The organism is Nonomuraea sp. NPDC049152 (assembly GCF_040648355.1).
Taxonomy (GTDB): domain Bacteria; phylum Actinomycetota; class Actinomycetes; order Streptosporangiales; family Streptosporangiaceae; genus Nonomuraea.
In genome coordinates this window covers 111,122-123,926 of record NZ_JBEZDO010000017.1, presented here as the reverse complement: position 1 = coordinate 123,926, position 12,805 = coordinate 111,122, and the positions used below count along the sequence as shown (strand labels likewise).

General features: G+C 68.7%; 11 protein-coding genes. 3 read left to right on the top strand and 8 right to left on the bottom strand.

Annotated elements, in window-relative coordinates; genetic code table 11:
- The 5 genes from AB0B45_RS28650 to AB0B45_RS28630 form a co-directional block, all read right to left on the bottom strand.
- Complete coding sequence (locus AB0B45_RS28650) at positions 1-396, bottom strand: cytidine deaminase (RefSeq protein ID WP_358136548.1); 396 nt, start codon at positions 394-396, stop codon at positions 1-3.
- Complete coding sequence (locus AB0B45_RS28645; RefSeq protein WP_358136545.1) at positions 393-1,691, bottom strand: ABC transporter permease; 1,299 nt, start codon at positions 1,689-1,691, stop codon at positions 393-395. The genes AB0B45_RS28650 and AB0B45_RS28645 overlap by 4 nt, the downstream gene beginning before the upstream one ends.
- Positions 1,688-2,830 carry an ABC transporter permease gene (locus tag AB0B45_RS28640; protein ID WP_358136543.1) on the bottom strand — a complete coding sequence of 381 codons (1,143 nt, stop codon included), beginning with the start codon at positions 2,828-2,830 and terminating at the stop codon, positions 1,688-1,690. Before AB0B45_RS28640 ends, AB0B45_RS28645 begins: the two co-directional genes overlap by 4 nt.
- Entirely contained in the window at positions 2,827-4,419 is a 1,593-nt protein-coding gene (locus AB0B45_RS28635) for an ABC transporter ATP-binding protein (RefSeq protein WP_358136540.1), read from the bottom strand. The genes AB0B45_RS28640 and AB0B45_RS28635 overlap by 4 nt, the downstream gene beginning before the upstream one ends.
- A gap of 81 nt (positions 4,420-4,500) precedes the next feature.
- Positions 4,501-5,574: a BMP family ABC transporter substrate-binding protein gene (locus AB0B45_RS28630; protein ID WP_358136537.1), complete on the bottom strand. Its 1,074-nt coding sequence runs from the start codon at positions 5,572-5,574 to the stop codon at positions 4,501-4,503.
- Between the two features lie 315 nt (positions 5,575-5,889).
- Here AB0B45_RS28630 and AB0B45_RS28625 point away from each other — a divergent pair, with 315 nt between their 5' ends.
- Together AB0B45_RS28625 and AB0B45_RS28620 are read left to right on the top strand one after the other, a co-directional pair.
- Positions 5,890-7,749, top strand: coding sequence for a Xaa-Pro dipeptidyl-peptidase (locus AB0B45_RS28625; protein WP_358136535.1), 1,860 nt, complete (start codon positions 5,890-5,892; stop codon positions 7,747-7,749).
- A gap of 200 nt (positions 7,750-7,949) precedes the next feature.
- A complete protein-coding gene (locus AB0B45_RS28620; protein ID WP_358136818.1) occupies positions 7,950-8,552 on the top strand; it encodes a disulfide bond formation protein DsbA in 603 nt (200 codons plus the stop codon).
- An 89-nt stretch (positions 8,553-8,641) separates the two neighbouring features.
- On the opposite strand, the gene AB0B45_RS28615 is transcribed toward AB0B45_RS28620, so the two are convergent.
- The gene (locus AB0B45_RS28615; protein ID WP_358136532.1) at positions 8,642-9,877 is read right to left on the bottom strand and encodes a M20 family metallopeptidase; all 1,236 of its coding nucleotides are present in this window, start codon (positions 9,875-9,877) and stop codon (positions 8,642-8,644) included.
- 461 nt (positions 9,878-10,338) lie between these two features.
- Between AB0B45_RS28615 and AB0B45_RS28610 the strand changes: the two genes are divergently transcribed.
- A complete protein-coding gene (locus tag AB0B45_RS28610) occupies positions 10,339-11,685 on the top strand; it encodes a peptide ligase PGM1-related protein (protein ID WP_358136529.1) in 1,347 nt (448 codons plus the stop codon).
- Between the two features lie 11 nt (positions 11,686-11,696).
- Here the strand turns inward: AB0B45_RS28610 and AB0B45_RS28605 are convergent, their stop codons facing one another.
- Together AB0B45_RS28605 and AB0B45_RS28600 are read right to left on the bottom strand one after the other, a co-directional pair.
- Positions 11,697-11,825: a hypothetical protein gene (locus tag AB0B45_RS28605; protein WP_358136526.1), complete on the bottom strand. Its 129-nt coding sequence runs from the start codon at positions 11,823-11,825 to the stop codon at positions 11,697-11,699.
- A 48-nt stretch (positions 11,826-11,873) separates the two neighbouring features.
- Positions 11,874-12,764, bottom strand: coding sequence for a class I SAM-dependent methyltransferase (locus tag AB0B45_RS28600; RefSeq protein WP_358136524.1), 891 nt, complete (start codon positions 12,762-12,764; stop codon positions 11,874-11,876).
- Positions 12,765-12,805 lie beyond the last annotated feature (41 nt).

Below are 12,805 nucleotides of genomic sequence, written 5' to 3'. Positions count from 1 at the left end.
TCAGGCCCCTCTGGAAAGATCGTCGGGCCCGAAGGCGTAGGGCAGGATGTCGCCCATCCGCCTGGGCCCGTCCGGCGTCTCGACCAGCAGCTCCTCGCCGCCGAACTCGAAGAGGAGCTGGCGGCAGCGCCCGCACGGCATGAGGAGCTCGCCGTGGCCGTCCACGCAGGTGAAGGCGACCAGCCGGCCGCCGCCGGTGGCGTGCAGCGCCGAGACGAGGCCGCACTCGGCGCACAGGCCGAGGCCGTAGGAGGCGTTCTCCACGTTGCAGCCGGTGACGACGCGCCCGTCGTCGACCACGGCCGCGGCGCCCACGGGGAACTTGGAGTAGGGCGCGTAGGCGTTCTGCATCGCCTGCGTGGCCTCGTCCCTGAGCGCGTCCCAGTCGATGCTCAATGCTGCTCCCCGCGGCGGTAGCGCACGCCGTCCGCCTTGGGCATCCGCAGGCGCTGGGAGGCGACCAGGAGCACAAGCAGCGTCAGGACGTGCGGGGTGATGAAGACGAACTCGTTCGGCAGGCGGTCGACCGTCATCCACAGCCACAGCAGGACGACCATGCCGCCCGCTGCGAAGGCCATGATGGTGTACTCCTTCGCGCCCGCGACGGCAGCGGCGGGCGTCTCGCTCCGCGACGACAGCAGCAGTCTGATCTTGTTGCCCACGTAGATGAGCAGCAGGATCGCGCCGAACAGGAAGAAGCCGGTCACGGCCGCCGAGCTGCGCAGTTGCAGGCTGTTGGCGTAGCCGAACAGCGAGGCGCCCACGGCGAGCCCGCCTGGCCGCCAGTTGCCGAAGATCATGGCGGCGAGACCGATGAAGCCGCGGCCCTGCGTCTGGCCCTCGACGTACTTGGAGGTGAAGAAGACCAGGAACACGCCGCCGAGCCCGGCCAGCGCGCCCGAGATGACGGTCGCGATGTACTTGGTGAGGTAGACGTTCACGCCGAGCGACTCGGCCGCCCACGGGTTCTCGCCCGCCGAGCGCAGCCGGAGGCCGAACGCCGTCCACCAGAGCACGAAGTAGGTCAGCGGGATCAGCGCGACGGCCACGATGACCAGGAGGCCCACGTCGTGGGTGAGCCCGCGCAGGATGCCGGCGACGTCGGAGACGAGGAACCAGTGCGTGTTCTCCACCGCGCCGAGCAGGTCGGGCCCCGAGGAGAACAGCGGCAGGCTCACCTCGGGCGCCTTGGAGGCCAGCGCGGGCGAGGTGGTGATGCCCGCTCCGGCATCGGCGGCGGGGGTGCCCTCGGCGTACAGGACCTCGGACAGGAACCTGGTGATGCCTGGGCCCAGCAGGTTGATCGCGACGCCGCTGATGATGTGGTCGACGCCGAAGCCGACGGTGGCGATCGCGTGTATCAGGCCGCCGATCGCGCCCGCCACGAGCCCCGCGACCAGCGCGGCGGCCCAGCCCCACTGGTAGCCCGCCCAACCGGCGAACCAGGTGCCGAGCACCATCATGCCTTCGAGACCGATGTTGACCACACCGGCCCGCTCCGCCCACAGACCGCCGAGACCGGCCAGTCCGATGGGTACGGCCAGCACCAGCGCCGCCTGGAAGGTGCCGGACGAGGTGATGTCGACCTTGCCGGTGATGACCCTCACCAGGGAGAGCAGCAGGATGAGCACCGCGACGCCGATCAGCGTGAGGTGGTACTTCCTGACCTTGCGTGCCTCGACGGCGCTCATGCGGCCACCTCTACGCGGTTAGTCGTGGCGAGCTCGCGTGCGGCCCGCCGTTCCTCCTGGCGGAGCGCCATCCGGCCGGTGATCTCGTTGGCGATGACCACCAGCAGCACGATCGTGCCCTGCATGATCATGATGACCGAGGGCGGCACGTCCGCGAACTGCAGCGGCCCCTGCGCCCTGTCGAGGAAGCCGAACAGCAGGGCCGCGATCGCGATGCCGACCGGCTTGTTACGGCCGAGCAGCGCCACGGCGATGCCGAGGAAACCGAGGCCCGCCGTGAAGCTGGAGCCGTAGTTGTGGGTGCGGCCGAGGATCTCCGGCAGGCCGATGAGGCCCGCGATCGCGCCGGACAGCACCATCGCCGAGATGATCATCTTCTTGGGCTTGACGCCCGAGGCGAGCGCGGCGATGGAGTTGAGGCCGCTGGCTTTGACGTCGAAGCCGAAGCGGGTGCGCTCGAGCACCACCCACAGCGCGATGCCGAGCACGATCGCCACGCCGAGGAAGCCCCACAGGCCCGCGCCGCGCGGGGCTGGCAGCCCGAACATCGTGAACAGGAAGTTGAAGTTCGGGAACCAGCCCGACTGCGGGATGTCGGCGGTCTGCACGGTCAGCTGGCCCGCGGGCCGCGGCCCCTGGAAGGGCCCGCGCACCAGGAAGGCGGCCAGGGCGATCGCGATGTAGTTGAGCATGATGGTCGAGATGACCTCGTTGACGCCCCTGCCGACCTTCATCAGGGCGGGGATCAGCGCGTAGAGGCCGCCGACGGCCGCGGCCACGACGATGATGACCGCGATCTGGATCGGCGCGGGCGCGGAGAAGCTCGCGCCCACGTAGGCGGCGCAGACGGCCGCGATGCGGTACTGCCCCTCGACGCCGATGTTGAAGAGGTTCATCCTGAAGCCCACCGCCACCGCGAGACCGGCGATGAACAGCGGGACCGCCCTGTTGACCACCGTGGCGATGCCGTTGACCACGGTGTTGGGAGTCTCGCCGAAGTCGAAGAACGCGCCGAACGCGGCCAGCGGGTCGGCTCCCGCGGCGAGGATGGCCACGCTGGAGATCACCATGGCCAGGACGATGGCGACGACGGCGCCGCCCACCGTCAGAAGCACGCGATTGAGCCCTGCGGGCATCATGACCCTTCCTCGGTGATGGCGCCTGTCATGTAGCCGCCGAGCTGCTCGGGCGTCACCTGTGCCGGGTCGAGCTTGGCGACCAGCCTGCCCCTGTAGATCACGTACAGGGTGTCGGACAGGCCGATCAGCTCGTCGAGGTCGGCCGAGATCAGCAGCACGGCCAGGCCCGCGGCCCTGGCGTTGCGCAGGTGGTCCCAGATGGAGGCCTGGGCGCCGACGTCCACGCCTCTGGTCGGGTGCGCGGCGATGAGGAACGAGGGCTCGCCGCTCATCTCCCTGCCGACGATCAGCTTCTGCTGGTTGCCGCCCGACAGGGCCAGCGCGAGGGTGTCGACGCTGGGGGTGCGCACGTCGTACTCCTTGACGATGCGCTCGGTGTCGGCCTTGGTGGCCTTCCTGTCGATCCAGATGCCCTTGCGGGCGGGCTTCCTGGTCTGGTGGCCGAGAACCCTGTTCTCCCAGAGCGAGGCCTCCAGCAACAGGCCCTGGCGGTGGCGGTCCTCGGGGATGTAGCCGATGCCCGCCTCACGACGCTTGAGCGTGGACCACTCGCTGATGTCCTCGACGCCGAGCGTGATCCGGCCGTACGCCTCGCGCATGCCCATGATCGCCTCGATGAGCTCGGACTGGCCGTTGCCCTCGACGCCCGCGATGCCGACGATCTCGCCCTTGCGGATCTCGAACGACACGTCGTCGAGCAGCAGCCGCCTGCCCCGCGTGAACTCCTGGACCGAGACCCCCTTGGGCAGCGGGCGGAAGCCGTCGGCCTCGATGGTCAGGCCGGAGATCGCCAGCTGGACGGTGTCGGTGACCGTGGACTCGCGGGTCTCGGGAGTGGGCAGCTCGCTGCCGACCATCAGCTCGGCGAGCTGGCGGGCGCTGGTGACCTGGCTGCGCGGCAGGCTCGCTACGGTGGTGCCGCGACGGATCACGGTGATCTCGTCGGCGATGCTGAGCACCTCGTCGAGCTTGTGCGAGATGAAGATGACGGTGAGACCCTCGGCCTTGAGCTCGCGCAGGTTGTCGAAGAGCTCCTCGACCTCCTGCGGCACGAGGACGGCCGTGGGCTCGTCGAGGATGAGGATGCGCGCGCCGCGGTAGAGGACCTTGAGGATCTCCACGCGCTGGCGGTCGCCGACGCCGAGGTCCTCGACCAGGCGGTCGGGGTCGACGCGCAGGCCGTGGGCCTCGGCCAGCTCACTGATACGCCTGCGGGCGCCGGCCACGTCCAGGCGGCCGCCGCTCTTCGGCTCCGCGCCGAGGACGATGTTCTCCAGCACGGTCAGGTTGTCGGCCAGCATGAAGTGCTGGTGGACCATGCCGATCCCGGCCGAGATCGCGTCGCTCGGGGTGCGGAAGCTGACGTCCTGGCCGTTCACCCTGATCTGGCCCTCGTCCGGCTTCTGCATGCCGTAAAGGATCTTCATCAGGGTCGACTTGCCCGCGCCGTTCTCACCACAGATGGCGTGGACGGTGCCCGCCTCGATGGTGATGCGGATGTCATGGTTGGCGACGACGCCGGGAAAACGCTTGGTGATGCCCTCCAGCTCGACGGCGGGTTTCGCCGGGGCGAGGGTGTCCGAGCTCATACGGTCTCCTGGAGAGCCGGGATAGAGCGAAGGCCCGGGGCACGCCCGGGCCTTCCATGGCCTCGTGGGTTCCTACCCAGATTACGGCTTGCTCGGAACGGTGATTTCGCCGTCCACGATCTTCTTCTTGGCGGCGTCGATCTGCTCCTTGATGTCGTCGATCTCGCCACCGGTGGTGGACAGACCCACGCCGTCGACCTTCAGGTCGTAGATCTCGTTCTTGCCGCCCTTGGCGCCGCCCTGGAACGCCTTGATGAACTGGAACACGCCGACGTCGACGCGCTTGATCATCGAGGTCATGATGACCGGCTGCAGCGCGGCGTCCTTGACGGTCTGGCGCTGGTCGGAGTCGACGCCGATGGCCACCTTCTTGGCCGCGGCGGCGGCCTGGAACACACCGGTGCCCGAGTCGCCCGAAGCGTGGTAGACGATGTCCGCGCCGTCCTGGTACATCTTCTCGGCGGCGATCTTGCCCTTGTCGGGGGCCTTGAAGCCGCTGAAGTCACCGTCGGGGGTGAGGTACTTCACGTCGAGCTTGGTGTCGGGCTTGGTGGCCTTGACACCGGCGGCGAAGCCCGCCTCGAACTTCTTGATCAGGTCGTTCTCGACGCCACCGACGAAGCCGACGTGGTTCGCCTTGCTCTTCAGCGCGGCGGCGACGCCCGCCAGGTAGGAGCCCTGCTCCTCGGCGAACAGCAGGCCCGTCACGTTCGAGGCGTTCGAGGCGGAGTCGACGACGGCGAACTGGACGTCCGTGTACTCCTCAGCCGCCTTCTTGATGTCCTCGCCGTAGGCGAAGCCGACGCCGATGATCGGGTTGTAGCCCGCCTCGGCCAGCTGGCGCAGCAGCTCACCGCGGTTGGAGCCGTCAGCAGCGGGGCTGAGCTCCTTGATCTCCGCGCCGAGCTCCTTCTGAGCCTGCTCCAGGCCCGCGTAGGCGGCGTCGTTGAAGGACTTGTCACCGCGACCGCCGACGTCGAAGGCGAGACCGACCTTCAGCCCGCTGGCCTTCGCGGGCTCGCTGGCCGCACCCGTGTCCGGAGCGGCGGAGCTGGTCGCGCCGGTGCTCCCGCCACCACCACATGCCGCGGCCGCCATGAGCATGGCACCAGCGACGGTGCCGACCGCAATCCTGCCGAATCGCTTGCTGAGCAAGTCGACTCCTTCCATTTCCCCGCCGTCCAACTTTCATCGCACGCGCGAAGAAACGCACGGCAACCCTGCACGGAAGATAGTTGTTCGGCCATGACAGTCCAAACCGGCACACAGGTCCGCAACCGCTCCGTTATCGACATCAGGCGCGTCTGTGACCTGAGAGCGGGCTAGGGGCACCTGACCTGCAGATTATGAGTGGGTTCCGGATCTCCCAAGACGCCTTTACCCAACTTTGCCATAAGTCAAGATCTTGCCGTCAAGCTTGAGATTTCGTTGGATGGCTAGAAATTTCACATACCACCTGGAGCACCCCCCATGCGCATCCGGAGAACGATCGCGGTCCCGCTGACCGCCGTGCTGATCGCGGCGGCGGGCGCGAATCCCGCCTTATCCGACACAGGGCCCACCCAACCCATCTACTCCAGAGCAGACGCCGTCAAGCAGACCGTCTTCGTCGAGGTCGAAGGCGTCGACAGCGACCGCGACGGCCAGAACGACAGAGTAGCGGCGGACTTCCTCCGCCCGAAGGAAACCGACTCGGGACTCAAGGTCCCGATCATCATGGAGGCCAGCCCCTACTACGCGGGCATCGACGGCAGCGTCCCCAACCACAAGGTCGACGTCGACGAGAACGGCAACCCGCTCCCCGGCATCCGCGCCGCCGAGACCAAGGCCGCGGTCGAGACCTTCCCCGGCTACTACGACAACTACTTCGTCCCCCGCGGCTACGCCGTGGCCAGGGTCGAGAGCCTCGGCAGCGGCAGGTCCACCGGCTGCCCCACCACGGGCGACGCGCAGGAGACCGCGGGCCCCAAGGCCGTCATCGACTGGCTGAACGGCAGGGCCAAGGGCTTCGACGCCGCGGGCAACCCCGTCACCGCCTCGTGGTCCACGGGCAACGTCGGCATGATCGGCGTCTCCTACAACGGCACGCTGCCCAACCAGGTGGCCGCCACGGGCGTCGAAGGGCTCAAGACGATCGTGCCGATCGCCGCCATCTCCTCCTGGTACGACTACTACCGCGCCAACGGCGGTGTCCTCGCGCCGGGCGGCTACCAGGGCGAGGACGCCGACGTCATGGCGAAAGCCGTACTCACCAGGGCGGGCAAGGAGATCTGCGCCCCCGTGATGGACGAGCTCACCGCCGCCCAGGACCGGATCACCGGCGACTACAGCGACTTCTGGGCCGCGCGCGACTTCCTCGTCAACGTCGACAAGGTCAAGGCCAGCGTCTTCCTCGTCCACGGGCTCAACGACTGGAACGTCAAGACCAAGCAGGCCGCCCAATGGTGGCAGGCTCTCGCCAAGCGGCACGTTCCCCGCAAGATCTGGCTGCACCAGGGCTCGCACGCCGACCCGTTCAACGTCAGGACCGTCGAGTGGCTGCGGCAGCTCCACCTGTGGTTCGACCACTGGCTCTACGGGATCGACACGGGCATCATGAGCGAACCGCAGGCCGACGTGGAGATCGGGCCAGGTCAGTGGGGGCAGCACGCCACCTGGCCGCTGCCCGGAACGCTTCCCGTACGGCTCTGGCTCGGCTCCTCCGCCAAGCTGGGCCTGCTCCCCCGGCCGCTGTCCGGACGCGAGTCCTACGTCGACCAGAACACGCGCACAGCCGAACAACTCGTCGAGTCGGCGCCCGCCGCCGATCCCAACAGGCTCGCCTACCTGACCAGCCCGCTGCAGACCGACGTCAGGATCTCCGGCACGCCCAGGGTCTCGGTGCGGGCGTCGTTCAAGGACGGGGCCTCGCCGTACCTGACCGCGTTGCTCGTCGACTACGGCACCGACACCAGGTCCAACGGGCGGTTGGTGAACACGGGACAGCAGTACTGCTACGGCGAGGCGGTCCCCGGCGAGAGCGGCTGCACGTCCATCTACCGGCACGGAACCGTCTCGGCGCCCTACAAGATCGTCTCACGGGGGTGGCTCGACGTGCGGAACCGGAACGGCGCGGACCGGACGGATCCGATCAGGGCGGGCAAGCCCTACACGTTCCGCTGGGACTTCCAGCCGCAGGACTACCTGTTCAAGAAGGGACACAAGATCGGGCTCGTGCTGACGTCGACGGACTACGACTTCACGCTGCGCTACCCGGCGGGGACGAAGGTGGAGCTCTCACCGGGGGTCTCGTCGCTGGAACTGCCGGTCGTCCTCGGCCGCCTCTCCTAGGCGGCGACCTTCCGGAGAACGGCGAGCGGCTCCCATGGCCGCTCGCCGTCCCCATGACTGCCGCCCACGTGGCGACCCGGCCTTGGCCCATTCAGATGGTCAGAGATTGGCACTTCAGCGGGCCATGGGCGCGGGCGTTGGATGGGTGGCCGGACGGATGACCATGAGATGAGGAGCGTGGCCCGGTGACTGTCGCCGATATGTGGTTCGATCCCAAGTGCCCCTGGGCATGGAACACCTCACGCTGGCTGTTGGAGGTCGAGCGCGTCAGGGACGTACGGGTTCGCTTCCACGTGATGAGCCTGTGGCTGCTCAACCGGGACCGCGAGGGGCTCGAACCGTGGTACGAGCGGTGGCTGTCCGACACGCTCGGCCCGGTCCGCGTGCTCATCGCCGCCGAGCAGAAGTACGGCACACCGATGCTGCGAGAGCTGTACACCGCCTTCGGCAATCGCATCCACCACGACAAGGCGCCGATCGACCGGGAACTGTACATCAGCGTGCTCAGCGAGCTCGGCGTGGCCGTCGAGCTCGCCGACGCGGCTGAGGTCACCGACTACGACGACGCCCTCAGCCTGAGCCATCGTGCGGGACTCGACCCCATGGGCGAGGACCTGGGCACCCCGGCCGTCCACGTGCCGGGCGCGGACGGGCGGTCCAGCGCCTTCTTCGGTCCTGTGGTCAGCCCCGTACCGCGAGGCGAGGCGGCAGGCCGGCTGTGGGACGGCATGGTGCTGGTCACCGGCACTCCGGGATTCTTCGAGCTCAAGCGCGGCCGTACCGAATCCCCGCGCGTCGGCTGATCGATCGGCGGAATGCGCTGATCGCGCCCTGCCGCACCCGGGCCCACTCGCGGAGCTCGCCCGTGCGCAGGCTCATGCCGTTGAGCCCGTCAGATGAGTTCGACCACCGTCTGCTCGGCCACCTGGCCGGGACGGTGACCGTCCCAGAGGGCGGTCAGCGCGGTCGCCGCCATGAAGCGCACCCCGCTGCCGATCGCGCTCTCGTCGACGTCGAAGGTGCCCTGGTGGATGTCGTAGTCGAGCCCGCCAGGCGAGCGCGTGCCGAGTCTGGCGAACGCGCCGGGGATCGACTCGAGGTACCACGCGAAGTCCTCCCCGCCCAGCGACTGCTGCGTGGGAACGACCGTGCCTGGCCCGAGCGCCCGCTCGGCGGCCTCGGCGAGCATCTGGACGCTGTCCTCGTCGTTGACGACCGGCGGGACGCCGCGGCTGTAGTCCATGGTCGCCTCGACGCCGTACGCGCCCGCGACCGACTCCAGCAGCGCCTTGATGAGGTCGGGCGCGGCGTGCCACGCCGACTCGTCCAGGCAGCGGACGGTGCCCTCGGCGATGCCGTCGTCAGGGATGGCGTTGGCGGCGGAGCCCGCCTCGACGCGGCCCCACACCAGCGAGAGCGACGAGCGGGGGTCGACCCTGCGGGAGAGCCCGGCGGGCAGCTCGGTGAGGATCTTGGCCAGGGCGAAGACGAGGTCGGCGGTCAGGTGTGGCCTGGCGGTGTGGCCGCCAGGGCCGCTGACGCGGATGGCGATCTTGTCGCAGGCGGAGGTGATGGGACCGGCCTTGAGGCCGACCTGGCCGACGTCGACGCGGGGGTCGCAGTGGAGGCCGAAGATGCGCTCGACGCCGCTGATGCCGCCGTGGGCCATGACCTCGAGCGCGCCGCCCGGCAGCTCCTCGGCGGGCTGGAACAGCAGGCGCACCCGCCCCGGCAGCAGCCCTTCGGCGGCCTGGCGGGCGAGGAACAGCGAGGTGCCGAGCAGGATCGTGGTGTGCACGTCGTGGCCGCAGGCGTGGCAGACGCCCTGGACGGTCGACCGGTACGACACGTCCTTCTCGTCGGGAAGGGCGAGCGCGTCGATGTCGGCGCGGAGCGCGATCGTGGGCCCGTCGCCGCTGCCGACCTCGCAGATCAGACCGGTGCCTCGGGGGAGCACACAGGGGTTGAGACCCGCGGCCGTGAGCCTCTCGGCGATCTTCTGGGTCGTGCGGTACTCGGCGAAGGCCAGTTCTGGGTGCATGTGCAGGTCGCGACGGAAGGCCACCAGATCCTGCTCGTTCTCCGCCAGGAACGCGTCGAGTTCCCCCCGCAGCTCACGTCCCTGCATTAGTCACCGTCCTGTCACGTGCGACAGCGCCGTCGCACGGCTCATTGCGCCGTATCCTCCTGCGATCACGCGATTCAGCCGCCCGGTCGGGGAAGCTGCCCGGTGAAGCGAATGCCACACACCCGAGCGATGAGCGGGATTGGCCGTAAGCCCGATGGCGATGCCATCGACTTTATCTCCCCTGCTGACCTTCGCGCGGACAACTACACCAAAAGTTGGGCTGAGGCATGCCCGTAACCGCAGGTCGTCACGCTGTGTGGGGGCTTACGTGGTCCGGAAATAGTCACATCGGATCAGTAAATTGTCACCCGTTGTGGCCACTGCCAAACGTTGGCCCCGTTCCAAATCCTGTCACCTTCTGTCCTGGTGATCACACTGCGGCGATGCATGCCAATGAGAAGAATGCGTGTTTCACTCGCTATATGATCACTAATATCCCGTTCGGGGGGAAGCATGCACGCTTGAGCATCTTCGAGCCGAGCGAGGGGACCCTGGTGGTCGTACCCTCGCTCTCCCTGCCGCAGGATGAGCTCCGCCGCATCAAGGCAGCAAGGTGTTACGAGGAGCGTCTGCTCTTCCTCCTGCTGACCCTGCGCGCGCCGGGCATCTCGGTGGTCTACCTCTCCTCGACGCCGATCGATCAGGAGATCGTCGACTACTACTTCAGCTTCCTCCCCGATCCGGACGACGCGGCCAGGCGGCTGCATCTGATCACGGTGAACGATCCGCACAGCCAGCCACTCACCAGGACCCTGCTCGACCGACCCGAGGTGATCGACCGGGTACGGAGCGTCATCGGGGACGACGCGTGGCTGGTGCCGTTCGTCATGAGCGAGCTGGAAGAGCAGCTCGCCGCGTCACTCAACGTCCCCATCTACGGTCCGGCGACCTCGCTGGCCTACTACGGCTCCAAGAGCGGGGCGCGCGAGATCGGCACGGAGGCGGGCGTGCCGATGGCGCGCGGCTTCGGCGACCTGTACACGATGTCGCAGATCGAGGACGCCGTGCTCTCGCTGCCCGGCGAGCGCGTCATGGTCAAGCTGAACGACGGCTACTCGGGCCTCGGCAACGCGATCGTGCCCAAGGACGACTGGACCCGCACCGAGTTCTCCGCGGGCGCGGACGAGACCTGGACCGGCTTCGCGGCCAAGCTCGCCGAGCGGGGCGGGGTGGTGGAGGAGTTCATCGAGCACCGCCCGCTCTACTACCCCAGCGCGCTGGCCAGGATCACCCCCGGCGGCCACTACGACGTCGTCGCCACCCACGACCAGGTGCTCGACGGCCCGGTCTACCAGGGCTGCACGTTCCCCGCCAGGATCGAGTACCGGCAGGAGGTCAGCGCCTCCGCCACCAAGATCGCCAAGCTGCTGGCGGAGCGAGGCGTGGTCGGCCTGTTCGGCATGGACTTCTTCGCGATGAAGACCGACGCGGGCTACGCGGCGCTGCTGTGCGAGGTGAACCTGCGCATCGGCGGCACCACCCACCCGTTCGGGGCGGCGCTGCTCACCACGGACGCCGTCTACGACCCCGCCACGGGGTTACTGATGAGCGGGGACCAGCCGAAGTACTACACCGCCACCGACAACTGCTCGGCGGGCTGCCTGCGCGGCCACACGCCCGGCCAGGTGGTGCGGATGGTCGAGAGGCTCGGGCTCGGCTTCGACGGGCGGCGCCGTACGGGGAACGTGTTCCACCTGCTCGGCGCCGTTCCCGAGCACGGCAAGCTGGGCTTCACCAGCATCGGCGACTCGCGGGAGGAGGCCGAGGAACTGCACAGGATCACCCGGCAGGCGCTCTGCGGAGGCTGATCCGCCCGAAGCTAGCGGCTGAGTTCGTAGACGTTGTTGAACGGGTCGTCGAGCGGCAGCCGCCTGAGTTGGGTGAAGCCTGCCTGGAGCGCCATCTCGCGCAACCGGCCCTCCGGCAGGCCGCAGGTGCCCAGGCCCATGCCGCCGTTGGCCAGGGAGACCGGCAGGCAGTAGGCGAGGCTGAGGCCCTACAGCACGGTGCCCATCGGACCGGCGTTGTCCTGGCTGCGTTCGGCGCAGTTGATGTCGACGCAGACGTACCTGCCGTCCGGGTCGAGGCCGTCGTGGATGGCGGTCAGCAACCCGAGGGGGTCGGCCGAGTCGTGCAGCACGTCGAACGTGGTGACCACGTCGAACGTGCCGGGCAGCCCCTCGGCGGCGTCGTGGAGCTCGTACCGCAGCCGATCGCCCACCCCCGCCTCGCGCGCCTGCTCGGTCGCGGCCTGGATCGACGGCTCGTACAGGTCGAGGCCGACCAGCTCGCTGCGGGGGAACGCCTGCGCGAGCTTGAGCAGCGCGCGGCCACGCCCGCAGCCCACGTCGCAGACCTGGGCACCGGCCTCCAGCTTGGCCCGCGCCTCGGGCATCAGCGGCAGCCAGACGGGGACGAGCTGGTGCTCGAACCAGGGTGCGGTGAACCGGTCGATGGACTCGGCCACCTCTGGCCCGTACAGCTCCTGCGAGACGCCGCCGCCCGAACGGAAGGCCCGCAGCAGCTCGTGGAAGCTCTGGCCGTAGTTGGTGGAGTAGTCGAAGAAGGCGTTGCCGAGGAACATCGTCCCCGCCTCCTCGGCGAGCACGGGGACGTGCTCGGCCGGCAGGCCGAACCGGCCGCCGTCGTCCTGTGTCAGGTACCCGGCGGCGGCCATCCCCGCCAGCCACTCGCGCACGTATCGCTCGGTCAGGCCGGTACGGCCGGCCAGTTCCTCACCCGAAGCCGGCCCACGGTCCGCGAGGTCCTTGAAGAGCCCCAGGCGATCCCCGATCGCGGCCATGAACACCGCGTTCGCCCCTGCGTAGTCGGCGAAGACCTTCTCCATGAACTCTTCGGCCCCGGCCTGGCTCGTGCCGTCCGCCATCTCGCCTCCCCGTCGTCATGCGCGCGCGTGCGTCGGGGGGC

Coding starts and splice junctions, on each gene's coding strand:
- AB0B45_RS28645 (WP_358136545.1), bottom strand. CDS start 1,691: ATGAGCGCCGTCGAGGCACGCAAGGTCAGGAAGTACCACCTCACGCTG.
- AB0B45_RS28640 (WP_358136543.1), bottom strand. CDS start 2,830: ATGATGCCCGCAGGGCTCAATCGCGTGCTTCTGACGGTGGGCGGCGCC.
- AB0B45_RS28635 (WP_358136540.1), bottom strand. CDS start 4,419: ATGAGCTCGGACACCCTCGCCCCGGCGAAACCCGCCGTCGAGCTGGAG.
- AB0B45_RS28625 (WP_358136535.1), top strand. CDS start 5,890: ATGCGCATCCGGAGAACGATCGCGGTCCCGCTGACCGCCGTGCTGATC.
- AB0B45_RS28620 (WP_358136818.1), top strand. CDS start 7,950: ATGTGGTTCGATCCCAAGTGCCCCTGGGCATGGAACACCTCACGCTGG.
- AB0B45_RS28615 (WP_358136532.1), bottom strand. CDS start 9,877: ATGCAGGGACGTGAGCTGCGGGGGGAACTCGACGCGTTCCTGGCGGAG.
- AB0B45_RS28605 (WP_358136526.1), bottom strand. CDS start 11,825: ATGGGCCTGGGCACCTGCGGCCTGCCGGAGGGCCGGTTGCGCGAGATG.
- AB0B45_RS28600 (WP_358136524.1), bottom strand. CDS start 12,764: ATGGCGGACGGCACGAGCCAGGCCGGGGCCGAAGAGTTCATGGAGAAG.